The 23,907-nt window shown below is 61.9% G+C and carries 23 protein-coding genes and 2 pseudogenes; 10 read left to right on the forward strand and 15 right to left on the reverse strand.

Annotated elements, in window-relative coordinates; genetic code table 11:
• Nucleotides 1-145, reverse strand: a pseudogene (locus BBX50_RS30870) (molybdate ABC transporter permease subunit); the annotation flags it as partial.
• Between the two features lie 417 nt (nucleotides 146-562).
• Between BBX50_RS30870 and BBX50_RS23645 the strand changes: the two are divergent.
• Both BBX50_RS23645 and BBX50_RS23650 read left to right on the forward strand, forming a co-directional pair.
• Nucleotides 563-1,165: an alpha/beta hydrolase gene (locus BBX50_RS23645; RefSeq protein ID WP_065777778.1), complete on the forward strand. Its 603-nt coding sequence runs from the start codon at nucleotides 563-565 to the stop codon at nucleotides 1,163-1,165.
• A 325-nt stretch (nucleotides 1,166-1,490) separates the two neighbouring features.
• On the forward strand, nucleotides 1,491-2,897 hold the full coding sequence (locus BBX50_RS23650; RefSeq protein ID WP_065777763.1) for an FAD/NAD(P)-binding protein: 1,407 nt from the start codon (nucleotides 1,491-1,493) through the stop codon (nucleotides 2,895-2,897).
• Nucleotides 2,898-2,915: 18 nt separating this feature from the next.
• Here BBX50_RS23650 and BBX50_RS23655 read toward each other — a convergent pair whose 3' ends face one another.
• The 4 genes from BBX50_RS23655 to BBX50_RS23670 form a co-directional block, all read right to left on the reverse strand.
• On the reverse strand, nucleotides 2,916-3,767 hold the full coding sequence (locus BBX50_RS23655; protein ID WP_083213787.1) for an ABC transporter permease subunit: 852 nt from the start codon (nucleotides 3,765-3,767) through the stop codon (nucleotides 2,916-2,918).
• The gene (locus tag BBX50_RS23660) at nucleotides 3,764-4,555 is read right to left on the reverse strand and encodes an ATP-binding cassette domain-containing protein (RefSeq protein ID WP_065777764.1); all 792 of its coding nucleotides are present in this window, start codon (nucleotides 4,553-4,555) and stop codon (nucleotides 3,764-3,766) included. Before BBX50_RS23660 ends, BBX50_RS23655 begins: the two co-directional genes overlap by 4 nt.
• A gap of 78 nt (nucleotides 4,556-4,633) precedes the next feature.
• Nucleotides 4,634-5,641, reverse strand: coding sequence for a taurine ABC transporter substrate-binding protein (gene tauA / locus BBX50_RS23665; protein ID WP_065777765.1), 1,008 nt, complete (start codon nucleotides 5,639-5,641; stop codon nucleotides 4,634-4,636).
• Between the two features lie 176 nt (nucleotides 5,642-5,817).
• The gene (locus tag BBX50_RS23670; RefSeq protein WP_244513226.1) at nucleotides 5,818-6,270 is read right to left on the reverse strand and encodes a flavin reductase family protein; all 453 of its coding nucleotides are present in this window, start codon (nucleotides 6,268-6,270) and stop codon (nucleotides 5,818-5,820) included.
• A gap of 283 nt (nucleotides 6,271-6,553) precedes the next feature.
• On the opposite strand from BBX50_RS23670, the gene ssuD reads away from it, so the two are divergent.
• Nucleotides 6,554-7,735, forward strand: a complete 1,182-nt coding sequence (gene ssuD / locus BBX50_RS23675) for an FMNH2-dependent alkanesulfonate monooxygenase (protein ID WP_065777766.1) — start codon at nucleotides 6,554-6,556, stop codon at nucleotides 7,733-7,735.
• On the forward strand, nucleotides 7,729-9,216 hold the full coding sequence (locus BBX50_RS23680; protein WP_065777767.1) for an FAD/NAD(P)-binding protein: 1,488 nt from the start codon (nucleotides 7,729-7,731) through the stop codon (nucleotides 9,214-9,216). The genes ssuD and BBX50_RS23680 overlap by 7 nt, the downstream gene beginning before the upstream one ends.
• Here BBX50_RS23680 and BBX50_RS23685 read toward each other — a convergent pair.
• The 5 genes from BBX50_RS23685 to BBX50_RS23705 form a co-directional block, all read right to left on the reverse strand.
• Nucleotides 9,206-9,919 carry an MOSC domain-containing protein gene (locus tag BBX50_RS23685; RefSeq protein ID WP_065777768.1) on the reverse strand — a complete coding sequence of 238 codons (714 nt, stop codon included), beginning with the start codon at nucleotides 9,917-9,919 and terminating at the stop codon, nucleotides 9,206-9,208. The genes BBX50_RS23680 and BBX50_RS23685 overlap by 11 nt on opposite strands.
• The gene (locus BBX50_RS23690; RefSeq protein ID WP_065777769.1) at nucleotides 9,912-10,619 is read right to left on the reverse strand and encodes a glutamine amidotransferase; all 708 of its coding nucleotides are present in this window, start codon (nucleotides 10,617-10,619) and stop codon (nucleotides 9,912-9,914) included. The genes BBX50_RS23685 and BBX50_RS23690 overlap by 8 nt, the downstream gene beginning before the upstream one ends.
• A gap of 33 nt (nucleotides 10,620-10,652) precedes the next feature.
• Complete coding sequence (locus BBX50_RS23695; protein WP_083213789.1) at nucleotides 10,653-11,207, reverse strand: redoxin domain-containing protein; 555 nt, start codon at nucleotides 11,205-11,207, stop codon at nucleotides 10,653-10,655.
• 108 nt (nucleotides 11,208-11,315) lie between these two features.
• Nucleotides 11,316-11,864, reverse strand: a complete 549-nt coding sequence (locus tag BBX50_RS23700; protein WP_065777770.1) for a peroxidase-related enzyme — start codon at nucleotides 11,862-11,864, stop codon at nucleotides 11,316-11,318.
• Nucleotides 11,865-12,087: 223 nt separating this feature from the next.
• The gene (locus tag BBX50_RS23705) at nucleotides 12,088-12,744 is read right to left on the reverse strand and encodes a MarR family winged helix-turn-helix transcriptional regulator (protein WP_065777771.1); all 657 of its coding nucleotides are present in this window, start codon (nucleotides 12,742-12,744) and stop codon (nucleotides 12,088-12,090) included.
• A gap of 195 nt (nucleotides 12,745-12,939) precedes the next feature.
• Between BBX50_RS23705 and BBX50_RS23710 the strand changes: the two genes are divergently transcribed.
• From BBX50_RS23710 to BBX50_RS23730, 5 genes are all read left to right on the forward strand, one after another.
• Nucleotides 12,940-13,341: a pseudoazurin gene (locus tag BBX50_RS23710; protein ID WP_065777781.1), complete on the forward strand. Its 402-nt coding sequence runs from the start codon at nucleotides 12,940-12,942 to the stop codon at nucleotides 13,339-13,341.
• Nucleotides 13,342-13,454: 113 nt separating this feature from the next.
• Nucleotides 13,455-13,994 (forward strand): MgtC/SapB family protein, encoded by a 540-nt coding sequence (locus BBX50_RS23715; protein WP_065777772.1) that lies wholly within the window; start codon nucleotides 13,455-13,457, stop codon nucleotides 13,992-13,994.
• A 123-nt stretch (nucleotides 13,995-14,117) separates the two neighbouring features.
• Nucleotides 14,118-15,146: an alpha/beta fold hydrolase gene (locus tag BBX50_RS23720; protein ID WP_065777782.1), complete on the forward strand. Its 1,029-nt coding sequence runs from the start codon at nucleotides 14,118-14,120 to the stop codon at nucleotides 15,144-15,146.
• A 115-nt stretch (nucleotides 15,147-15,261) separates the two neighbouring features.
• Nucleotides 15,262-17,145 carry a patatin-like phospholipase family protein gene (locus BBX50_RS23725; protein WP_065777773.1) on the forward strand — a complete coding sequence of 628 codons (1,884 nt, stop codon included), beginning with the start codon at nucleotides 15,262-15,264 and terminating at the stop codon, nucleotides 17,143-17,145.
• A 344-nt stretch (nucleotides 17,146-17,489) separates the two neighbouring features.
• Complete coding sequence (locus BBX50_RS23730; RefSeq protein WP_065777774.1) at nucleotides 17,490-17,960, forward strand: histidine kinase; 471 nt, start codon at nucleotides 17,490-17,492, stop codon at nucleotides 17,958-17,960.
• Between the two features lie 125 nt (nucleotides 17,961-18,085).
• Here the strand turns inward: BBX50_RS23730 and ppk2 are convergent, their stop codons facing one another.
• The 4 genes from ppk2 to BBX50_RS23750 all read right to left on the reverse strand — a co-directional run bounded on the left by ppk2 (nucleotide 18,086) and on the right by BBX50_RS23750 (nucleotide 22,637).
• On the reverse strand, nucleotides 18,086-18,937 hold the full coding sequence (gene ppk2, locus BBX50_RS23735; RefSeq protein WP_065777775.1) for a polyphosphate kinase 2: 852 nt from the start codon (nucleotides 18,935-18,937) through the stop codon (nucleotides 18,086-18,088).
• Entirely contained in the window at nucleotides 18,906-20,699 is a 1,794-nt protein-coding gene (locus BBX50_RS23740) for a SulP family inorganic anion transporter (protein ID WP_083213790.1), read from the reverse strand. The genes ppk2 and BBX50_RS23740 overlap by 32 nt, the downstream gene beginning before the upstream one ends.
• Before the next feature lie 438 nt (nucleotides 20,700-21,137).
• The gene (locus tag BBX50_RS23745) at nucleotides 21,138-21,608 is read right to left on the reverse strand and encodes a BA14K family protein (RefSeq protein WP_065777776.1); all 471 of its coding nucleotides are present in this window, start codon (nucleotides 21,606-21,608) and stop codon (nucleotides 21,138-21,140) included.
• A 339-nt stretch (nucleotides 21,609-21,947) separates the two neighbouring features.
• A complete protein-coding gene (locus tag BBX50_RS23750) occupies nucleotides 21,948-22,637 on the reverse strand; it encodes a DUF899 domain-containing protein (RefSeq protein ID WP_244513225.1) in 690 nt (229 codons plus the stop codon).
• 259 nt (nucleotides 22,638-22,896) lie between these two features.
• Here BBX50_RS23750 and BBX50_RS23755 point away from each other — a divergent pair, with 259 nt between their 5' ends.
• Nucleotides 22,897-23,220 (forward strand): metalloregulator ArsR/SmtB family transcription factor, encoded by a 324-nt coding sequence (locus BBX50_RS23755; RefSeq protein ID WP_065777777.1) that lies wholly within the window; start codon nucleotides 22,897-22,899, stop codon nucleotides 23,218-23,220.
• 190 nt (nucleotides 23,221-23,410) lie between these two features.
• Here the strand turns inward: BBX50_RS23755 and BBX50_RS23760 are convergent.
• A pseudogene (locus tag BBX50_RS23760) lies at nucleotides 23,411-23,707 on the reverse strand (helix-turn-helix domain-containing protein); the annotation flags it as partial.
• Nucleotides 23,708-23,907 lie beyond the last annotated feature (200 nt).

Raw genomic sequence — 23,907 nt, forward strand, 5'->3', positions numbered from 1 at the left:
CGCTGGCCCGAAACACCAGTCCCGACAACGGGATCAACACGATCAGCACCAGCCAGCTCAGCGTGATCCCGAGCGACAAGCCAAACCCAGGCAAAACACTCGGCTGGCGAAACCGCCAGCGGCTTCCATTGCGTCGCTCCGTCAACTTCCCGTCACCTCATAAGCCCTGCAGCCGCATGTGGCCGCATATCCCCTCATCCAAACCGATCTTCAAATCGCCGGTTGGCCGGCTTGTTCGAGCGCCGGTGTATTTCGGCGCCAAACTACCAATTTCATGGGCTCCAACAACGCAAAATTTTGACGCTTGCACGGCTTCCAAGGAAACTGATTTCGCTTTTGAGCCGCGTCGAAAGAAACACTCTCCTCCGTATATTGTTCCATGTCCCTCATCTAAAATACAGAGGGGTCGCCGTCCTTCTGAAAAAGTTATGCTATAGATTTTATAGATATTGGATGTTCCTTGCTTACGGACCTCAGCCGGCTCTCCCATAATCGGGCGATGAAATGGGCGGGTGAATCTGCGCCGCCCAACCTTGAGGCGTCCTTGCAAACGGTTGATGTCATGGCAAAAACGCTCATTGTCCCCGGGCTTTTTGGATCGGATACGGGTCATTGGCAACGCCATTGGCTTAACGATGATCCGCAGGCTGTCCTGGTCGAGCAAGCCGATTGGGACCACCCGAAGCTTGAAACCTGGCGCGACAGTCTGGAACGCGAGATTCTCCGGTATGGGAACGTCGACCTGGTGGCCCATAGTCTCGGATGCCTGCTCGTTGCCAGTCTGGCGCAGCGCCCGCTGGCCCGGCATGTCCGCAGAGCGCTGCTTGTCGCGCCGTGCGATCTCGGCGCAACCGATCGGCTTCATCCAGGCGCCGTCGATTTCGGGCAGATGCCAGAACTTCCGTTGCCCTTCTCCAGCCTGGTCGTCGGCAGCCTGAACGATCCCTATATGCCGTTTGATCGCCTGCGCCATTTCTCGACGCGTTGGGGTAGCCGCCTCGTCGATCTTGGCCATGCCGGCCACATCAACATCGCCAGCGGTTTCGGCCGCTGGTCCCATGGCTATGACCTGTTGAAGGTATTGAACGGGATTGCGCGTCGAGAGCCGCTGATACAGCCGAGCGAACTACGGGAACGGTTGCCGTTGCCGGGCGGCATTGCCTGACGGCCGCAGGTGGCGACGGCGGTGGTTTAACACGGCCCTTGATGTCGGCGCCATTTCGCGCTCTAATAACGCACAAAGTTTATAGAGTATACCGTCTAGGGATGACCATGCGCCGAGGTGCCAGGCCAACCATGACAACGGATACGGGCTCGACCGCTGTTGCGGTCGACGATATGTTCTTCCGACCCCGCAATACATGGCGCAGAAAGACACGAGCGCGCCGGCAGGGTCCATGTCTTGCGATGCGGTCGGTGTCTGCGTTGAGGACCGAAACAGCCATGCATTTCAAACTTTGCCGGTTGGAGCCGGCCATAGGAGAGTGCACATGACTGTCCATGGATTGTTCGCCAACGTTTCTCCGGTGGGAACTGGTGCAAGAGCCAAACCACATATCGCCATTGTCGGCCGTGGTTTTTCAGGCGTGATGATGGCGATCGCGTTGATGAAGTCGGTTCGCACCGCATTCCATGTCCATCTCTTTGACCCGCAGCCGACGATCAGCGGCGGGCAAGTGCTGGCGGCGCCTCAAAGCGGTGAAATCCTCAACAGTCGCGTTCGCGACCTCTCGGTTGCGGCCGGTCAACCGGAAGACTTCAACGACTGGCTTTCTGCCAATGCCGAGTTTCGTGCGGCGGTTTCTGCGGCCATTCCCGGCTTTCAGCAGATTTTCGTGCCGAAGAGCATCTTTAGCGACTATGTCTATCAGCGTTTCTCCGAGGCGCTAACGCGTCGGCCCGATATCTCGATGCAGCTGTCCTGCCAGGCGGTGCAAGGCCTTCGCAAGCAAGCGAATGGGCGTTTCGCCGTGATCCAGGAGGGGGCTGCGGTGGAATGCGATGCCATCGTGCTTGCGACCGGTTTCGGCTTGCGTGAGGGCGAGATGCAGGTCGCGGACGAGGAGAAGCCATTGGTGCGGGCCCGTCGCCTCGTCGTGCCGCGCCACACGGTCCTGCTCGGCAGCGGCGTGCGGGTCGTTGACCGCCTGCTGCAGCTTCGCGACAACGGCTTTGTCGGTGAGATCACCATTCTTTCGCGACATGGCTTTCTGCCGCAGCCGCACACGCGCCTGGCTGCTGCGCCGACCTTTCCGGTCGAACCGATGCCGACGCGGCTCGGCGATATCGTCCATTTTGTCCGGCAGGCCTGTGCGGAGGCGGAAGCGGCTGGACTTGGCTGGCAAGCGGCGATGAACGGCCTGCGCCGGCGCGCCCGGTCCCTGTGGCAGGCGTTGCCTCAAGAGGAAAAACAGCGGTTCAACCGGCACCTGCGATCAATCTATGACAGTCATCGCAATCGACTGCCAGCGCCCTTGCATCTGCGGCTGCAGCAGGAACTTGCGAGCGAGCGGACCGTCCTGCGCAAGGGCTGGGCGGGTCGGCGCCGTCCCGAGGGGCTGATGGCCCGCTTTGCCGGCGCACCCGAGGAGACGTTGCTTCAGGCCGATCAGGTGATCGACTGTCGCTGTTCTGCTCCTGACCTTCGCGCTCCGTTGATGCAGAGCCTTTTCGCCGGCGGCCTCGCGGAGCCTGACGAACTCGGCCTCGGCATCGCCGTCAGCCCGGCTGGCGAGGTTCTGTCTGGAGGGCAGCCCATCCGTGATCTCTACGCGATCGGACCACTCGGGGTCGGCAGCCTGCCCGACATCGACCTCGTGCCGGAAATCGTGACGCAGACCTATGCCGCGGCGCGGCTGATCGCCACCCGGCATCGGGTGACGCTGAAGACCGCTTGACGGGTTTCGTCGCGCCTATCAGCGCCGGGTCGACCAGGGCACCAGCCAGCGCTCTAGCAAACGCGCCGTCATCTCGAAGACGAAAGCGACGGCGGCGATCACGATAATCCCGGCGATCACCACGTCGGTCACCAGAAACTGCGCGGCGGACTGGATCATGAAGCCAAGCCCGCGGGTCGCTGCGACCAGTTCTGCTGCCACCAGCGTCGACCAACCTGCTCCGAGCGCGATCCGGGTTCCCGTCAGGATCGACGGCAGGGCGCTCGGCAGGATAACATGGCGCAAGACCTGCAATCTTGAGGCACCGAATGCACGGGCCGCATTGACGTGATCGCGGGAGGCCGACCTGACGCCCGTTGCGGTCGACAGGATGATCGGCGGCAGCATCGCCAACGCGATGACGGCGATCTTCGATGCTTCGCCGATGCCGAGCCAGATGATCACCAGGGGCAGGTAGGCAAGCGGCGGCAAGGGGCGCAGGAACTCGACAATCGGGTCGAGAATGCCCTTGCCCAGCCGGCTGGTTCCGATGGCAAGGCCGACGGGCACGCCGAGGGCGATCGCAACGGCCAATGCGCCGAAAATCCTGACAAGGCTGGCAATCGCGTGCTGGGCAAGCGTTGCGTCGACAAAACCGGTCACGGCCAGGCCTTGCAGGGCGCGGTAGACGGCGAGCGGCGAGGGGAGAAACAGCGGCGAGACCAGGCCATAGCTGGCGGCAAGGCTCCAAAGGAAAAGCAGGGCGACGATCGTCGCCAGCGAAATCCAGGCAAGCGGCATCGGCGAGCGCGGCCGTTTGTTTTCCGGCCCGCCAGCGATGTCGCGGGGCGCGTGAAGCACTGAAGGCGGACTTTCCAGAGAAAGACTCATGCGGCAATCCCTTCGTCTTCGGCATGGATGAGTGCCGTCAGTTCGTCATGCAGGCGGCGAAACGCGGCCGAACTGCGGATTTCGGAGAGCGGCGCCCCGGCAAGATGATCGCGGCCGAATGTCGTCCTGATTTCGCTGACAATCCGGCCGGGGTTGGGCGCCAGCACAATGACGCGGGTTGCGAGCAGGAGCGCTTCCTCGATGCTGTGTGTGATCAGCAGCGCGCCAACGCCGCTCGTCTGCCAGACGTCGAGAATAAATCCCTGCATGCGGCCGCGCGTCAGCGCATCGAGCGCGCCAAGCGGCTCATCCATCAGCAGAAACGTCGGATCGGAGGCAAGCGCTCTGGCAATCCCGACCCTTTGGCGCATGCCCCCGGAGAGCTCCCAGACGTGGCGATCTGCGGCATCGGGCAGACCGACGCGCACGAGGAGCTGTCGTGCTTTTTCCAGCCGCTCGGCGGTTGGAACACCACGCAAACGCATCGGGAATGCCACATTGTCAAGCGCCGTCAGCCACGGATAAAGGGCATCGTCCTGGAAGACGACGGCGCGATCGGATCCGGGGCCGGACACCGGTTTGCCGTCGATCGCGATGCGACCGCTACTCGGCGCCACGAAACCGGCCGCCAGACTGAGAAGACTGGTTTTGCCCGACCCGGAGCGACCGATGACAACGACAAACTCGCCGTGCTCAAGCGTCAGGTCGATCGCCGCCAGCACCGGAGGGGAGCTTCCGTGGTCGGCCGCATAACGCAGCGTGACATTATCGAGGGAGAGCGTGGACATGCAGCTTTTCCGGATGCGGGGCGCGCGACGCGATGCGCCCGCCCGACTTTGTCGCCGGGCGAGCGTGAAGAAGCGTCTTCAGAACGAGAGTTTCGCAGCCTCCTGCGCCCAGCGGGCCGAGACATAGGGCGCGTAGTCGGTCAATACCGCGGGGATCTTGCCCTGCTCAAGCAGGAAGGCCGCGGTCTGCGCGACGGCTTTGGCGGTTGCGCCGCCAAGAAGATCGCCGCTCGCCTGCTCTTCAAGCGAAGGGAAGTAGTATCCCTTGAGCAGGCTCGGCACATCCTCAGGCTTTGCGCCGGTCAGACGCGCGATCTTTTCCGCCTGCGGCGAGCCGGCATTCCAGGAGTCCGGATTCTTGCGGTAGTCCGCATAGGCGTCGCCGGTCACCTTGACAAAGCCGGTGACGATATCTGGATGTTCCTCGGCAAATTTCTTGCTGACGATCCAGGCGTCGAAGGTGGCGCCACCCCACTTTGCCACGTCTGCCGAGGTGGCCAGCACGGTGGATGTCTTCTTGATTTCGGACAGCACCGGATCCCAGACATAGGCGCCGTCGATATCGCCGCGGGTCCAGGCAGCTGCAATTTCCGGCGGCCGGAGGTTGAGGATCTCAACCGACTTTGGATCGATGTTCCAGTGCTTCAGCGCCGTGAGCAGGCTGTAGTGTGCGGTCGAAACGAAGGGGGTGGCGATCTTCTTGCCGGCAAGCTGCTCCGGCTTGTCGATGCCCTTGACGGCCAGCGCTTCGGCGTCGCTGATCAGGCCGACGACGAAAATGGTTTCAAAGGGGAGTTGCCGGCTGGCGGCGGCTGCAAGCGGTGACGAGCCGACATAGCCGATGTCGATCGAGCCGGAAGCGAGTGCTGCGATCACGTCTGCACCGCCGTCGAATTTCTGCCAGGTGATCTTGGCGCCGGTAATCTTTTCGTAGGTTCCGTCGGCCTGCGGCACGCGCGACGGCTCAACGATCGGCTGGTAACCGATCACCAGGGGCGTTTCATCCGCATGGGCCGGGAGCCAGAACTGGGTTGCAGCCAGTAAGGTGGCGCTGGTAGCGAGAAGGGTGCGTCTGCGGATCGTCATGGGGTGCTCCTCAATGGTCGGGTTGTGGCCCACTCACGGAGCCTCGCAGATATATTGATTAAAAAGATCGATTTTATGGAGACAAATTATTCCGCATTTCGTTGGCTCGATGCGAGCCCATTCCAAAGTTGGGGCGCCTCTTCGGTACATCATGCCGTGTGCTTCCAGCATCAGTCTCAAAGCTGCACGCCGCCATAAAGGCCGTTGTGATAAACGATCGGATCGCCGGAAGCGGTCGTGATCGCCACGACCCTGCCGAGGATGATCGCATGGCTATGGCGTTCGATGATTTCTTCGACCTCGCAGTCGATGGCGGCGAGCGCACCGATCAATGCCGAAGCGCCGCTGGCGAGCCGGATCCAGTCGGCGCCGTCGTAGCGCGCGGCACCTTTCGCGCCGTCCAAGCCGGAGAAGCGTTCGGCAACCTTCTGCTGCTCGCGAGAAAGCACGTTCACGCAGAAATGCCGGTAACGCTCTATGACCGGCCACGTCGAGGACGTCCTGTTGACGTTGACGACCATGGTCGGCGGATCGATCGAAAGCGCCGTCGCTGAGGTCACGGTGGCGCCGGTCCGCTCGTCGCCGACACCTGCGGTGATGACGGAAACGCCGCCCGACAGGTTGCGCATTGCTGCTTTCAGCGCCGGGGGGCTGATCGGCGCGTAGCCGTTGGCGGTCTGAACGATGGCGTTGAATGCTGGAGAAGCGGCAAGCGCGATTGTCATGGGTAAACCCTCGAAAAATTTCACCTAATTCCCGGCCGCAAACTGTCGATGCGGGAAAAATTTTCCTCTTGTCAAAGATGATCGTCTGATTTTTAATTGTCAATAAATTTTATAGAGTTTATGTTTTTCCTATCGAGATGCGTAGCTGGGCTGCCATCGAACGAGGCTATGAGGAGGCTGTCGCCAAATGGGAATTGTGCCGGAAAAGGTCCCCGAGAAGATCAATGTGCTCTGGTTTCTGCCGACGCACGGCGAAAGCCGCTATCTCGGCACCACCCGCGGCGGCCGCAATGTCGATCTCAACTACCTCAAGCAGGTGGCGCAAGCCGCCGACCAGCTCGGTTACTACGGCGTCCTCATCCCGACGGGCCGCAGTTGCGAGGACAGCTGGGTGGTGGCTTCAGCCTTGGCGCCGCTCACCGAAAAGCTGCGCTTCCTGATCGCAGTGCGGCCGGGCCTGCTGTCACCGACGCTGGCGGCACGCATGACCGCAACGCTGGACCGACTTTCGGGCGGGCGGCTTTTGATCAACGTCGTCACCGGCGGTGACCCGATCGAAAACAAGGGCGACGGCATTCACCTCTCGCATACGGAACGTTACGAGGTCACCGAGGAGTTCCTCAATGTCTACAAGGCCGTGCTTCGCGGCGAAGAGGTGGATTTCAAGGGAAGCCACTTCGATATCGAGGGTGGCAAGCTCCTGTTCCAATGCGTTCAGAAGCCTCATCCTCCGCTCTATTTCGGCGGCTCGTCGGGAAAGGGGCAGGAGGTCGCCGCGCGCACGATCGACAAATATCTGACCTGGGGCGAGCCGGTGGAGGACGTTGCGGGGAAGATCGCCGAGGTCCGCGCCTTGGCTGGTGCCGAGGGCCGGGACGTCACTTTCGGCATCCGTCTTCACGTCATTGTCCGCGAAACGGCAAAGGAAGCGTGGCAGGCAGCCGACGAACTGATACAGTATGTGGATGACGACACGATTGCCGCCGCACAGAAGGTGTTCGAGCGCATGGATTCGGTTGGTCAGAGCCGCATGAGCCGCCTGCATGGCGGTCGCCGTGATAAGCTCGAAATCGCTCCCAATCTCTGGGCCGGCGTCGGCCTGGTGCGCGGTGGCGCAGGCACGGCATTGGTCGGCGATCCCGATCAGGTGAGGGCGCGCATGGACGAATACCGGCAAGCGGGCATCGACAGCTTCATCCTGTCCGGCTACCCGCATTTGGAGGAGGCCTACCGCTTCGGCGAGCTGGTCCTGCCAAACCTGCCGCTTGCCCATCCCGTTCCTTCTCGCGAGGCGTCGATCAATACCGGGCCGTTCGGTGAAACGATCGCCGGCGATCACCGCCCGAAGCTGAAGGTTTCGCAATCGTGACGGGCGTGCGTCGACCGGTCGTCGCTATCGTCGGTGGTGGCTTCACCGGGGCAATGGTTGCAGCAAACCTGGCGCGCAACGCTGCGAGCGACGGGGCGTCCATCGTCATCTTCGAGCCCCGAACCCGTCTCGGCGCGGGCCTCGCTTACGATACCGCCAACCCTGCTCATCGCATCAATGTACCGGCGGCGCGCATGAGCCTCGTTCCGGATGATCCTGATGACTTTCTCAACTGGCTGGCAGCCAAGAGAGAGCCGCGTAACGACGCCGAGGCTCTGGCTGCCGACGGCAATCTCTATGTGCGGCGGGTCGTCTTCGGTCGTTATGTCGGCGAATTCATCGCCCCATTCGTAAAGAGCGGCAAGGTGGTGCATCGACGCGAACGCGTCCAGCACGTCGAGCGGCGCGGGAAGCAGTGGCGCCTCAGCTCTGGTCCTGGCACGGAGCTGCTGGCCGATATCGTCGTTATTGCCACCACGCACCCGTCCCCGTGTGCGCCGAGGTGTGTGGGCGAGGCGCTGTGCGACCACCCGCGCTATGTGCCCGACTCCACGGCAGCCGGTGCTTTGGCCAGCATTCGGCCTGATGACCATGTTCTGGTGCTCGGCAATGGCCTGACGGCGGCGGATGTGATTGCCTCACTGCGGCTCGCCGACCATCGCGGCCCGATCGTCGCGCTGTCGCGCCGCGGCCTTCGATCACGCGGCCACGCCGGACAGGCGCAGGATCCATTTGGCGATTTTGTCAGCGAACCTGTGCGAAGCGCGCTCGACCTGCTGCGGCGCGTGCGCCGCGCCGTGCGCGACGCCGCTGCGGTTGGCGCCAGTTGGCATGCTGTTATTGACGCGCTGCGCAGCCAGGGCGGGCAGATCTGGCGGACGCTGCCTGTGGCGGAGCGAAGCCGTCTCGTGAAGCGCCTGCGCCCCTTCTGGGATGCCCACCGGTTCCGCGTCGCCCCGCAGGTCGACGGCGCGATCCGGCAGGCGATCGACGCGGGACAGTTGCGCATCCTCGGTGCCTCGATCGAAGGCGTCGAGAGACATGGCCAGGTCATCGCCGTCGATATCCGCCATCGTCAGATGCGCGCTAAGGAACGTCTATTGTTCGACGCCTGCGTGGTGACGACGGGCCCGGCCCACACAGGCATCCTTACGAGCCAGAGCTGGCTTGCGGATCTTTCGTCACAAGGGTGGCTGCGGTTGGACGATGTTGGCCTTGGACTTGCCTGCGACGAAACGAGCCGTGCAATCGGCCTGGATGGGATGCCGGAGAAATCGCTGATCGTTGCCGGACCACTGGCGCGGGGAACATTCGGCGAGCTGATGGGCCTGCCGCAGGTCAACGATCATGCGATCTTCGTCGCTGATCAGATAGCCGAGATGCTGGCACGCGAAGGCAGAGCGGCCGGCCGCCGCCGCGCGGCTGCGTCACAGGTCCGTCGACGGACGGTCGCAACAGCGGGCGGTAGCGTTACCCGTTGACAGGCTTGGTCCCGCCATCGAGGCGCCGGCTCCAGTCCTCGACCGAGTGGGTCTGCAGGCGCTTGGTCGCATAGTCTCGCCAACTCGACGGCAGAATGGCAAGGCTGGCGATTTCAGCGAGCGCGTCCCGGTTGAGCGTGTCGACATAGAGATAGTGCCAGAGCCGGGCGATTGTCCATTCCGGGTGGCGGCGCTCGACGCGTTGCATCCGGTCTCCGGCCGAAATCATGCCCTCTTCGATGACCCGGTAATACCATCCGGTGCGACCCGATTGCTGGACGCGGCGCGCCATATCCGCAATCTCGAAACGGCGGTTCAGCTTCCAGCAGGGCTGGCGACCCTGGCTCACCTCCAGAAGTGCGCCGCCGAGGCGAAACCGGTCGCCGACGGCCACATCGCTTTCGATCAGGCCTACGACAGAAAGATTTTCGCCGAAAGCACCCGGCTGTTTGAGACGCGCAACGGGGCCGATCTCACCTGTCCAGACCCGATAATGATCCCGCGGATAGTGATGCACGGCCTTGTCGATGCCGCCATGTCTTTTGAGGTCACCCTGGTGGTCGCCTGAGAAACCCGTGGCGCCGAGATGTACCGGACCGATGGCTGGCTGCTTGTCGATACCGCTTAAGGTCCCCCGGTCGTCGATCGGAGAAAGGACGCCGACAAGCAAAGTGTCGAGCACGATCGTTTGCCGGTCAATCATCGATATGCTCCAGCCATTCGCCAAGCACCGAGGCGGCTGCCGAAGTCAGCCGAGGGCCGAAGCGCCGGGCGTCGGCGCGTAGATCCGACACGCTCAGTCCGGCCGCCGCCAGTTCGCAAGCATGGCCGACGAGCCAGCGTTCGAACGCGGCTCCCGTCTCGGCTTCCAGATGAAACTGTAGCCCGAGCACGTTGTTTCCGCCTGCGAAGGCTTGCTGTGCCACCTGTCGGGTCGAAGCCAGCAGGCTTGCTCCGCCCGGCAGGTCGTAAGTGTCGCCGTGCCAATGAAGGACGGGAACGTCTTCGAGATGACGGAGGCACGACGTGCGACCGGCGGCAGAAAGGCTTAGTGGCGAAAAGCCGATTTCCTTGATGCCGGACGAATAGACCCGGGCGCCGAGTGCGCGGGCAATCAATTGGGCGCCGAGGCAGATGCCGAGCGTCGGTCGATCGGCGGCAAGGCGGGCCTGCAGCATGGCGATTTCCTGTCCGACAAAGGGATAGGCTTCGTCCTCGTAGACACCGATCGGCCCGCCGAGCACCACGAGGAGATCCGGCTCTGACGGATCGAAGGACAGGTAGCCTTCATTTCCGACGTCACGGTACTCGATGTCGAAGCCGGCGGAACGCAGCGGATTTGCTAAGTTTCCAAGGTCTTCAAAGTGGACGTGCCTGACGGCGATCGCCTTCCTTTTTGTCATTCTTTCGCATTCTTCCTGTTGGTGATTTGCCATTTAGCCGACGTGCGGATCGAGTGTGCAGCCGTCGCTCGTGCATCCGGCGGGTTCGGGGCCAGCCGCGACAGGGGCCGGCATCGGGGCGGCGAGAAGGGTGGCCAGGCGCGCGCCGATGATCATATCCTCTTCGATCCCGAAGCGATGGTATTCAACATGCCCGTCCCGGCCGATGATGATCGCAGTTGGCGTCCCGCGCATGCCGTAGCGGTCCATCGTTTGCGGTATCGGACCGGTGTCGGACGGTTGATCGACGGCAATAGGGAAGGTTAGTCGGTATTCGTGCATGAAGGCCTTGAGCGCGTCCGGCGTCATGGCGGCGTGATGCTCGAACACCGAGTGCAGTCCGATGACCTGCAGGTCAGTGTCGCGAAAAATGCTCTGGACACGCTGGGTCTGCGGCAGGCCGTGCGAGACACAGGCCGGGCAGAGCATTTGAAAGGCGTGCAGAAATACGACACGACCCCGCAGCCGTTCGAGGCTGAGAGGCGCCGGGGTATTGAACCAGGCCGAAACGGCGAGTTCGGGCGCTTTCATGCGAAAATTGCTGTTCATCGTCCTCGTCTCCGGGAAGCGCCGGACGGCTGGCTGCCGACCGGCTGAAACGGGAGGAGGGGAGCATACTGGCCGTCCCTTCGAACTCCCTTGGTGTGAAGGCGTGCCTCAGGCCGCTTCGCGAACGAGCTTCACGCCGGGGAAGTCTACCGGCACCGCAAGCGCGACGTTGACGTAGTTCGTGAACAGATTGAGCGCGACATGGGCAATGATCTCGACGATGTCCTGATCATCGAAACCGGCATCCCGCAGGGCAAGCACATCAGCGTCGGAGATTTGCCCGCGCGCCTCGACAAGTGTCTGCGCGAAGGCGAGGGCCGCCGCCGTCTTCGGGTCAGAGGATCTGGCACGCTGGGCATTTGCCATTTCCTCGGCGGACGCACCGGCCTTGCGGCCGAGTGCCGTATGAGCCGCCAGGCAATAGTGGCAATCATTGCGGTCCGCGACGGCAACGGCGATCTGCTCGCCGAGCTTGGCGCCGAGACGCCCCTTGCCGAGCGCGCCGAAGGAGGCCCACATGCTGGCAAGGGCTGCCGGAGAATTGGCGACCGCCTTGAACATGTTGGGTGCGACACCGAAGGCGGATCGGATTTCGCCAAGCAGTTCAGCGCTGGCGCCGGTTGCCGAATTGGGGTCAATTAGATTAACTCTGCTCACGGTTTTCTCTTTCTGTTTGCGTGGAGGGAGAAAATTGCCGGTCCGACGATGGCAGTCGTCGGGCCGGCGCCGACATCACCGGCTGCCCGCTTGCGGCACAAGACACAGTGCTTGCGGGTTCCGATATTGAAGTTTTGTGGGAAGTTGCCGCTGCAACTCCCTTATTTCTTTTGCGTCCTCGGCTTTTGGCCTGGCCTTGGCGTTGCCTTTCATCGGCACGCGCTCAGCTCGCCGCGCGATTAAAGACGTGCCAGGCGGTCCGTTGGGCCTCCGGCTCAGCGCCGTCATATTCAGCACAATCGACCCGCAGCTGCGCCGGTCCGAAGGCCGCATCGACAAATGCGCAATGATGCGGCGCCTTCGGGTCGTCGTGGACGTGTGGTTGGAAATACCGACAGTTGACGCACATGCGCTGTTCCGGAATGGCGCCCGCCGTCTGCAGATTGCGGATAATCTTGACGAGATGCATGAGCAGATCCTGCTGCTCCAGTTTGGAAAGCGAGGCGATGGCGTCCTCTGTCGCGGAGGCAAGCTGCCCCGCCTGCCGCACGGCGGTTTCACCGGCTGGCGTCGCGGCGACCGAGAGCGCGCGCGCATCGCTCGGGTCGGTCCGCTTTTCGACCAGCCCCTTGCGCAGCAACGCATTGATCGAATCCGTCGTCGTCGGTTGGCTGACCCCGAGATAGGCGGCAATTTGCTTCACCCGCATTCCAGCTCGACCGCGGGCGACAAGAAAGGTGAGGATCTGCAACTGCGTCGGATTGAGGCCGATAGCGTCGGCGGCCGTCCAAGCCTCGGTGCGCATGGCTGTTGCCACACGGGATAGGCCATCGCCGATCCGATCAATCAGGGGAGGTGTCGTCGCAGGTTCGTTGCTCATGCGGCATTTATATAGGAATCCTATTTAATGTCAACGCGGCTTTGAAATGCGCTTCGAATTTGATGCGCATCAAAGTGGAGGGTGCGTCGCAGGCTTAAGTCTCTCTTCGAACAACCCGAGCACGGGCTGGTCGCTCAAATGGAGAAGACGATGTTGAATGCAATTAAGAGCGGATTTGGTATCGCGATCGCAGCAATGCTGGTCGCCGCACCGGCAGCCGCCGCGGACTTCGAAGTGCACATGTTGAACAAGGGCAAGGATGGCGCGATGGTATTCGAGCCGGCGTCGCTGAAGGTTGCGCCCGGCGACACAATTACCTTCATCCCGACCGACAAGGGCCATAACGTCGAAACCATCAAGGGCATGATCCCGGATGGCGCCGAGGCGTTCAAGAGCAAGATCAATGAAAACTACAAGGTGACCTTCACCGCGCCCGGCCTTTACGGGGTCAAGTGCACGCCGCATTACGGCATGGGCATGGTCGGCGTCGTTCAGGTCGGCGATACGCCTGCCAACCTGGAAGCCGTGAAGGCGGCCAAGAACCCGAAAAAGGCGCAGGAACGTCTGGACGCCGCGCTCGCCGCACTCGGAAACTAAACTTCGACGTGCTTCGGAGCGGGGTGGGGGCAGGCCGCTCCCGGCGTCCGCGCACTGGGTGAGGCGCGGCGCCATCATGCGGAACCAATGCGAAAGCTTCGCGTTGGTTCCGCATGAATCAGATCCTCGCCGAATTGTTCCCGCCCTCGCAGATAGCCTATCCGGTCATTTTTGCGCGTATCATCGGTGCATTGCTGATGGGTGCCGTTATCGGTTTTGAGCGTGAGGCGAAGGCCCGGCCCGCCGGTCTCAAGACCCATATGCTGGTCAGTCTGGCAGCCTGCACATTCGGCATCATTTCGCTTGAAAGCGTGCGCCTCGCGGGCTTCTTCGACGATCGGGTACGGATTGATCCCCTGCGGGTCGTGGAGGCGGTGACTGCGGGCGTCGCGTTCCTCGCCGCCGGCACGATCGTGCTGTCGCGCGGCGAGGTCCAGGGAATAACCACCGGAGCCAGCCTCTGGCTCGCCGGCGCAATAGGCCTGTCGGTCGGCTTCGGCCATTGGATCGTTGCCGCTCTTGCTGCCGGCTCCGCATTCTCGGTACTTGCCATTATCGGCTATCTTGAGCGAAAGCTCGCGCCGGGCGAAAAATCCGAGCTGCCGCCGGACGACAGGCAGAGCGAGCTGCACAAGAAGAAAAACAAACCTTAGCGCAGCGATGGTCTTCCCATCCCGGTCTTTTTGACGGACCGACGACCTCGATCGCGTTTGAGGTCGCGCAGCAGCCGATTGCAGTCGATTGAGGCCTGGTTTCCGAACCGAAAGGCCTCCCTGATGTTTCGATTTTCCATTCTTGTCAGCAGTTTATGGCTGTCCGTCGTGTCGCTTGCCTATGGCGCAGATTCAATCGGCTTTCGGGAAGTCGATCTGTATGTCGGCAGCGCCAGGCCGCTTCACGCCGCGCTCTGGTATCCCTCGCCGGATCCGGCGGCCACCGCGACTGTCGGAGAAAGTCCGGCTTTCCTTGGCGTCGCGGCCGTCACAAACGCTGCAACCTCGGACAAGGCGCGGCCGCTGGTGGTGCTGTCGCACGGCTACGGCGGCAGTTGGCGCAATCTGAGCTGGTTGGCCGGCAGATTGGTCAAACAAGGCTATGTCGTCGCGGCTCCCGACCACCCCGGCACGACAACGTTCAACAGGGATGCGGAGCAGGCGGCGATGTTATGGGAGCGTCCGCGCGACCTGAGTCGTGTCATCGACGCCCTAGTTGCCGATCCGACACTCGGCGGCCAGATCGACGAGACCCGGATAGCGGCAATAGGCCATTCGCTCGGCGGATGGACGGTAAGTGCGCTGGCGGGTGCGACGTTTGACCGCGAGCGTTTCAGAGTCGACTGTGAGACAAATTCGAGCCCGCGTGCGTGCAGCCTCAGTGCCGAGCTCGGTCTTGGCAGAGCCGAAGTTCAGGGGGACCTCGGTGACCGGCGTCTCGACGCATTCGTGTCTCTCGATCTGGGCCTGGCGCGCGGGTTCAGTCCTGAGAGCCTGGCGCGCCTTCATGCTCGATCGCTGGTCATCGGTGCAGGCACTGATCTCGGCGACATGCCTGCAGCGCTCGAGTCCGGCTATCTTGCCGAGCATCTGTCCGAAGACACCTCCACCTACGTGGAGATCCCCGATGCGATGCACTTCAGCTTCATGCAGCTCTGCAAGCCGGGCGCAGAAGCGTTGATCGACGAGGAAACACCCGGCGACGGCGTCGTCTGCAGGGATGGCGGGCGCCGTGGACGGGACGAGATCCACCAGGAGATCGCCTTTCTCGTAATCGGCTTTCTGGCCGAAGCCGTCCCGGCTCGGCCGTAGAGCTGTTTTGCCTCCTCCCGTACCACATGGTTCGGCTGAACGTTGCTAAGGAATCCGTTCGGCAATCCGTTACGAAACGGCTAAGCTTTAGAGCTGCATATTCCAAGGAAGCTCAATGGAAGCCACCCGTTCTCTTGCTGCCAAGCTGCTGTCGGCGACGCTGATGTTCGACCGGACATCGGTGGCCGCATTGGAGGCACTTGCGGCGAATTCCGACCGCAGGCTGCTGCGCCGTGGTGAAGTTCTCGTTCACGAAGGGGACCAGTCGGACCGCTTCTTCGTCGTGCTGTCGGGGCGTTTCGCAGTTCACCGGGATGGCGCCGACGAACCCATTGCCGAGATCGGTCACGGCGAGCTCGTCGGGGAAGTCGGCTTTTTCGCCGGCTTGCCGCGTATCGCCACGGTCGTTGCCGCGCGCGATTCCATCGTCCTGGAAATTCGCGATGAGCAGTTCGAAAGGGCCGCCAGGGCTCTGCCCAGCTTACGCCAGTCAGTCACGACGTTTCTGGCGCGACGTTTCGCGATGCAAGCGCCAGCGAATCCGCGCGGCAAGCAGGCTTGCCGGTTGCGGACGCTTGCGGTCGTTCCCGCCGGCGGTAGCCATATTCCGCCGCTCTTCCTCCATCATCTGCGCGAGGCGTTTGCAGCCAACAAGCAGGCTGCATTTCTGACAAAGGCCGACATCCAAAGCCGGTTCGCCGGCATCCCGCTAGACGACCAGCCGGTTCTGGATTGGCTCAATCAACTGGAAACGAGGGCCGAAATCATCGTCTACGTGGCCGATGACGGGCCGAGCGATTGGACGCATGTGTGCATACGCCAGGCCGATAGCGTCCTGCTGGTCGCCGAGGCTACCGGTTCGCCGGAGGTCAGCACTTGCGAGGCGTTGGCGCTGTCGATCCATTCCCCGTCCAGCCTTCGACTTGCGCTCGTGCACGGCAAACGGACCTCTACGGTCGTCGGAACGGCCGCGTGGCTCGATGCGCGCCCCGATATCCGACAGCATCACCACGTCGCATTGGACGACGCGCTGGACGTCGAGCGGCTGGTCAGGTTTGTTTCCGGCGAGGCGAGGGGCTTCGTCGCGGCGGGTGGAGGCTCGCTTGGTTGCGCTCATCTCGGTGTTTACAAGGCGTTTGCGGCAGCTGGCGCCAGCTTCGACTATCTCGGGGGTACCAGTTCCGGGGCGGCGATGATGGCCGGCTTTGCCAGAGGATTGGACGCAGACCAGATCAACCGCGGGACCCACCAGATTTTCGTCAAGAGCCGTGCGTTTCGCCGGCTCACCCTGCCGCAATATGCGCTTCTGGACCACAAGGTGCTCGACCGCACCCTCCGGGCCGAATACGGCGACGTGCTCATCGAGGACCTCTGGTTGCCGTTCTTTGCGCTTTCGACCAATCTCAGCAGCGGTCAGGCACATGTCCATCGTCGCGGTAAGCTCTGGCAAGCCGTAAGAGCGTCCGGCTCGATCCCGGGCGTGTTGCCACCATTTTTCACGGCCGACGGCGACATGCTGGTCGACGGCGCGATCATGAACAACCTGCCGCTCGATCAGATGAAGGAACTGAAGACAGGGCCGAATGTCGTTGTCAGCCTGGGGGCCGGCGGTCCGCGAAAGCACCATATCGACTATGACAGCATCCCCGGCGCGTCCGAGCTGACGGTGCGGCTGCTAAACCCCTTCGGCCGTGTTGGCCTGCCGAAGGTCCCGAACATGATCCAGGTGATTACGGCGAGCATGCTGGCGCATAGGCCGCATGAGGTCGCGCTCGGCGAAGGAGATATCCTGATCTCTCCACCGGTCCCGCCGGCAATCAGCTTTATGGACTGGAGCCGGCATTCCGAATTGTTTGCGGAGGCCTATCTCTGGGCAAAAGCGTGGATTGACGATCGTCTCGATGAGAACGACCCGAAGCTCCACGCGATATTTGGTGCTCCGCCTCAACCCGAAACGCTGGAGACCCTTGGCGCCACGCAGGAGCGCTCCGCGCTTTAGTTCGCCTTTCCTGTTGCTGATCGAGGGGATGAACCGGCCGATTCCAGCATTCCTCGCGAGTTGTCATCGTTCCCTCGCAGTTGTAGTATTTTAGCCGGGCCTTGTTTGGGAATGCTGATTGTGCGCCCGACCGCATGCTAGCCACCGAGTAATACCGATAGGCAGAAGAGCCGCTCTGGATCGCAGGGGCTCGCATTCGAAAGTTGTTCGTCCCCGAATTGGTGCAACGATGTCCATCGGGTTCCCTTGAATGTACCTGCGGGGCGTCGTTGGCCCGTATGATGCACAGTCATTGTGCGTTGCGGGGCAACAGCGTTCCCCTTTCCTTGAAGTGGATCAACGCGATGCCTGAGAACAAAGACGATATTGCCAGGGCGAAACCGGTGAGCGCGCAGGACCTCCGTATGCAGATGCTCCAGCGTGAGATGGAGGAGATGGACAAGGAGCGGCGGCTAAAGGCGGTAGAGGAGCAGAAACACGCCGACTTTGCCGCAGATTTCCTCAAAAAACACGTGACCGAAGAGGAAATCGCCATCGTTCGCCGCCTCGTCGCGAACGCCGTCAAGGCCGGAAAATTCGAGGCCATGGTCTACAGCTTCCCTTCCGACCTTTGCACCGACAGCGGTCGTGCCATCAACAGCGGCGACCGGGATTGGCCGAACACACTGCAGGGGAAGGCGAAAGAGTTTTTCGAGCGCTACCAGACCTTTGGCAAGCCAAGCGGCTATAAGTTGAAGGCGATGATCATCAACTTCCCCGGTGGGGTGCCCGGCGACGTCGGCTTTTTCCTGAATTGGGCGCCCGACAAGGCTTGAAAGCTGCTCCGGTGAGGCGTCCGGCCGGGAGGCGCCTGGGCAATGGGCTGCGGCGGCGCGGCCGCATGTGTCGCCTATGGCGCGCGCCGCATAGAACTGTGCGGTCAGCTGCCCAGCCTTCTGTCCTAAAACACGCCCGGCACGGTTCGGCGTGTCCTGTTGTCGTCGACGAAATCGTCGGGACGCTTCTGGCGCTTGCCGAGGTCGGGTTCGGTGAACTTCACGTGTTCGTAGGGGATCGACGCGAGGATGTGCGAGATGCAGTTGATGCGCGCCCGTTTCTTGTCATCCGAGGGAACGACCCACCACGGAGCGTATTCCGTATCGGTCATCCGCAACATCTCGTTGTAGGCGCGCGTGTAATCCCACCAGCGGCGATAGGATTCGACGTCCATCGGGCTGAGCTTCCATTGCCTTAGGGGATCGGCAATCCGTTGTCGGAAACGCTTTTCCTGTTCCTTCTCGCTGACGTCGAGGAAGTATTTCAGCAGGATGATGCCGCTTTCGACCATTGCCGCTTCGAAACGAGGCGCAAGCTCGAGGAAACGCCGGGCAGAATCATCCGAACAGAAGCCCATGACACGTTCTACGCCGGGGCGATTGTACCAGGACCGGTCAAAGATCACGATCTCGCCGGCCGCCGGCAGATGCTGGATGTAGCGCTGCATATAGATCTGGGACTTCTCACGGTCCGTTGGTGCGGGCAGAGCAGTCACCCGGAAGACGCGCGGGCTCACGCGCTCTGTAAGCCGCTTGATGACGCCACCCTTGCCGGCCGCATCGCGGCCTTCGAAGACAATGACGATGCGTGCGCCAGATTTCTTCACCCAGGCCTGTAGCTGGGCGATCTCCTCCTGGAGCCGCGCGAGCTCTTTGGCGTAGCCGCTTGACGGCTGCTCCTCGGATACCGCTTCTTCTGCGGTCTTTTCACTGCCGTTCTTGCCTTTATTCTTCTTCTTTCCGTCGTGCTTGGCCATTTTTCCCTCCCGTTTCAAGACGATCGTCGCGTGGCTCATTATCGAGAGACCTGGCAGCCGGCTTTCCGTTTGGCTCGGTTCTGCCGTACCTTGCCTCATAGGCATCGAGCGCATCCTCCATCCCCTCGAAGATCATGCCCGGCCCGATCTTTTCGACGACGCCCGCCCGGTCGAGCAGCGCGCGCGCGTCCGTGTGCAATTCGGCAAGGCCAAGCGCGATGCCGCGTTCCTCCAAATCACCTTGCAGTTCTGCGAGCATATCCGCCGCAGTGCTGTCGATTTGGGGGATTGCGCTCGCGTCGATCACCAGCCAGCGGGCCGGCGGCGGCAACTCCTCGGCAATGGCAGCCAATCTCTCGCGAACGTAATCGGCATTGTAGAAAAGCAGGCTGTCCTGAATCATGCAGACGCCGAAGCCAGGGATCGGGCGAGCGTTCGGCATGCGGTGCAGCTTGTAGAAGCCGTCGCGCCCGGGAATTCTGCCAAGCAGGGCGTCGTGTGGATACATGGCCTGCAGAAGCAGATAGATGAGTGTTGCCGCGATGGCGATGACCACGCCGTTCAGCACACCGAGACCGATCGGTCCCCACAGGGCAATCAGCGCAAAAACGAACTCGATGCGGTTGACGTGCCAGATCCGCCTGAGGCCTCCGATGTCGATCAGGCTTAGCGCGGTTGCCGCGAGGATTGCGCCGAGCGCAGCGACCGGCAAGACACGCAGGACGTTGCCGAGAAACAGCACCACAGCCATCAAGGTCGCGGCCGCAACGAGGCTCGCGATTTGCGACCGCCCGCCGACAGCGAAATTCACTGCGGTACGCGAGTCGGACGCCGTCACCGGAAAGGTCCCGAACAGGCCAGCTGCCAGATTGGCGGCGCCGAAGCCTGTCAATTCTCGGTTCGTATCGACGCGATAGCCGCCGCGCGTTGCGAAGCTTCGGGCGGCGATGACGCCGGAACCGAAGCTGACCAGGAAAATGGCCGCACCGCCCGTCAGCAATGCATCGATCGGGAGATCCCCAATGCGCGGTATGGCGAGCGACGGCAGTCCATCGGGTATGTCGCCGACGACGGCCAGGCCGCGCCCCTCGAAATCGAAGAGAAACGAAAGCAGCACGGCCAGGAAGACGACGATGACGGGGCCCGGCACCGGTGACCGATAGATGCGGGCCACCTGCAGCAGCGCAAAACACGCCAGGGCGAATGCCAATGTCGGCCAGTGGATGGAACCGACCTGGCGTAGAAGTTCGAACAGAGGGCCAACGAGCCCCTCGGACTCGATTTCGACCCCGGTGAAGCGCTTGATCTGCCCGATCAGGATCGACAGCGAGATGCCGGCAAAGAAGCCTATGAGGATCGGGCGGGAGAGAAAGGTCGCAAGCACGCCGAGCCGTACCAGGCGGGCGATCAGGCAGAGGATGCCGACGATGAGGGCCAAGAGCGCCGCCGCCGCGACGCGGTCCGCGGCCTGAGCGGGCGTGGCGAACACCGTCATCAACACAGCCGCCAGCACCGTCATCGTTGCGGCATCCGGCCCGACGATCAGTTGCCGCGAAGGTCCGAACAACGCGTAGGCGACCAGGGGCGTAATGCTGGCATAGAGCCCCGTCTCCGGTGGCAGGCCGGCGATCGCCGGATAGGCGATGGCGCTCGGCAGTCCCACGGCCGCAATCGCCACGCCGGCGGAGATGTCGTTGCGTAGCCAGGTCGCCTGGTACCCCTCAAGGTTGGCAAGCAAGGGCAGGCGAGGCAGGTTCAGCATGCTGATAACCCGGGTTCTTGTCTCTGTGAGACAGCACTGCCCGGCACACCTCAAGGCCCGTGCCGCGCGAGAAACGCTATCAGCCACTCTACCATTGCGTATATTAGGGACGCAAAACTTTTTGGTTTGCCTGGTTTGACTAGGATGCAGCGCTTGCGGACGCTGAGACCTGCTGGCCAGCATGGCCGCCGTCGCACCGGCGTGATGATCTTGTTTGGACCGGCGGCACCGACAACGGATGCTCGGTGGACCAGCGGCGCGCACTTGAAGCAAAGCCTCGCGGCCGGATCTCGTGTCGACCGGGTTCGCGAGACGCTTCCGGCCGAACCAGGTAATCAGGGCGGCTGACATGCGGGCGGATCTGGCCGGCCTTAGATCCAACGCGCGGACAACCCGCTCAGGACCGTGCAGTGCGAGCCTATCGAACTGCATGCCATCTCAATAATAGGGGGAAACGCAGGCCTGACGCGGACCGTAATAGGGCTGGAACGTGTTGTCGTAGACCCTGTAGGAACGATAGCGGGCATAACACCAGCGTGTGTGCGCGCCGCCTCCATAATAGGTTTGGCGGTAGTAACGCGGCGCATAATAACGCGGGCGGTAGTAGGTCGGGCCGTAGTAGCCTTCGTCATAGTAGCTCGGCTCGTAGTAGCGCGGCTGCGCCAGCAGGCCGCCGATGATGGCGCCGGCAGCAAGGCCCCCAAGCGCCCACGCCCAATCGTCATCACCGTTGTGATGATGCCCGCGGTTGTAGCCGCCGCCATATCCGCCATAATGTCGTCTGTACTGCACCGGTTGTGCCTGCGGTGTCTCAATCGTCACCGTTCCCATCGTGGGAAACGCCAGGACCGGCGTGATATTCGTCAGCGCCGTTGCCAGCGACAAGGCAAAGATTGCTAGCCTCTTCATGGCTTCACCTCTTTTTCTGCCCTACGCTCAATTATAGCGCGGAAGCGGCCACTTGGCACTGCGTTTTCAATGCGGCTGGCACGCAGGAGAACCGGTAGCGCCGGGACACGGCGCTAGGCGGCTGGTGATGCCACGCCGCTGTTGAACCGCTTCTTCCGGCGTCGGCGGCAGCACCGGATCACGACCTCATTCCATCAATATGTACGGCAACCCGAACGACCTGTTCGTGGGTTCCATGCGTGAGCCACGGGCATTCGTGGTTCATGCCGAGAAGCAAAAGGCCAGGGGTGCCTCCCGCTCGCTCGGTCCAATCGGTCGTGGCCCATCCGTTATCGCGGGCTAGGCCTCGTATTCGTCGTGTCGTCGGTTCCAGATGTAGGGCTCGGTCTGTGGCCATCCGGCGGGCGAGTCTTCCCAGAACTCCTGGCGTCCATACGGGGTCAGGTCCAGATAGGTCCAAAGACTGCCGAGATATTCAACGCCGCGTGCTCCATTAAAATAGGTGCGGTAGATGCTATCGCCATCGCGCAGGAAAACGCTGACGCCGTGGCGTTCCGTCGTTCTGGCCGGATCGTGCGGGTAACTGACCGTGGCACCCATGTCGCGATTGAAATCGCTGCCATGTGAGGAGTACCACTTCGGATGCTGCCACTCCATGCGTTCCTGGTACCTTTGCAGCTTGTCCAGCGGGGCGCGCGAAATCAGAACGATAGAAGTGTCGCGCGCGTTGAGATGTGCCGGGTGGGTCATCGCATCGACGACCCATGAGCAGCCGTCGCAACCCGCCTGCCATTCGGGTGCGAACATGAAATGATAAACAATCAGCTGCCGGCGTCCGTCGAACAGATCGATCAGCTTCACCTTGCCCGTCGGGCCGACAAACGAATACTCCTTTTCAATCCTGACCATCGGCAAGCGTCGTCGTCGCGCATTCAATTCATCCCGCGCACGGGTGAAGGCTTTCTCTCTGTCGACTTGTTGCTCAAGCGCCGACAGCCACTCATCCATTGAAACGATTTCAGGTAGCATTATCAATCACTTCCTTTCGTTGTCTCGACGCTAAACTCAATGCGGGTCGTGTTAGGCACGGCGCCATTGTCCGCCTTCGCCTCAGCACGCGTTCGGTCAGGTGCCACGGATCCGAGGCGAAGTCGGCGTGGCGCTTGTCGGCATTGTCGGCCGCATCGAAGTCTTCGCGAACCGGTTTGGCGATCCGCGTGGGAGCCTGGATTCCGGTTTCGTCGGCTTACCCGTTGCCTGCGTCTCAAATATGTTATAAAAACATAACATGTCAAGCATGCACGAAGAAGACCTGGTTTTTAAGGCCCTGGCCCACCCGCGTCGGCGCGCCATGCTCGATCACCTCAAGGAAGAGCCGCGCACCACGGGCATGCTCTGCGAGGCCTTTGCCGAGATGGACCGCTGCACCGTGATGCAGCACCTGAAAGTGCTGGAGGAGGCCGAGCTGATCATCGCAAAGCGCGACGGGCGCGAGCGCTGGAATCACCTCAACGCGCTGCCGATCAAGCGCATCCACGATCGCTGGATCAGCGGCTATGCCTCACATGCGATCAGCATCCTCGATAGGCTCAAGGCCGATCTGGAAGGGTGAGCCCTCGGCTTTATCCCGGAGCCGTCTCATCTCGCTGGCGCGGCCGGGCGACACGGTAGGATATCGCTATGCTTACCTCTCGTGCCGCTCTTGTAGGGGGAAGGGCGGGGTTCGCATTCAGGTCCCGGTCGCAGAGAAGGCGAAACTGGGAAAGCACTGGCTTATTCCCGGCATGCCGGTCGAAGCGGTGCGGCGACCAACCATACATGATCCGCTCGATCACCGATCGACGAACATGCGCAAACCGAGCAAGCTTGCGCAGCTTGGCTCTGCGCTCACGCGCCATCTCGTTGGCGGTGACGCAGTAGTAGCCGCTGAGCTCCGGCATTTGCTTATCCTCAAAAGCATTGCGGCTGAGTTCACGGAAAATCGTCGAGCGATGCCGCCCAAGCTTCTCGGCGATGACAGTGGCACTCAAGCCAGCCGCTCGCCAGCGGGCGATCCTACGACGTTCATCCATATCGATTTGGGAGTAGGTGCGTCTCATGAGCCATTCCCTGCGAGTGAGTGACAACCCATTGGTAGCTATCGCAAGTCGCACTTCATCCTTGAACCCACCCGGCTACACACGATGTCAAAGCTATTTAAAGATGAGACAAAGTAGTCAACTTAGAAACGCGACACCATCCTATCGTTTTTTACTTTGAGTGCAAGCGAACATATTTAACCAATACGCAGACGTGAGCC

The organism is Ensifer sp. LC11, assembly GCF_001695835.1.
In the GTDB taxonomy this organism is placed as follows: domain Bacteria; phylum Pseudomonadota; class Alphaproteobacteria; order Rhizobiales; family Rhizobiaceae; genus Ensifer.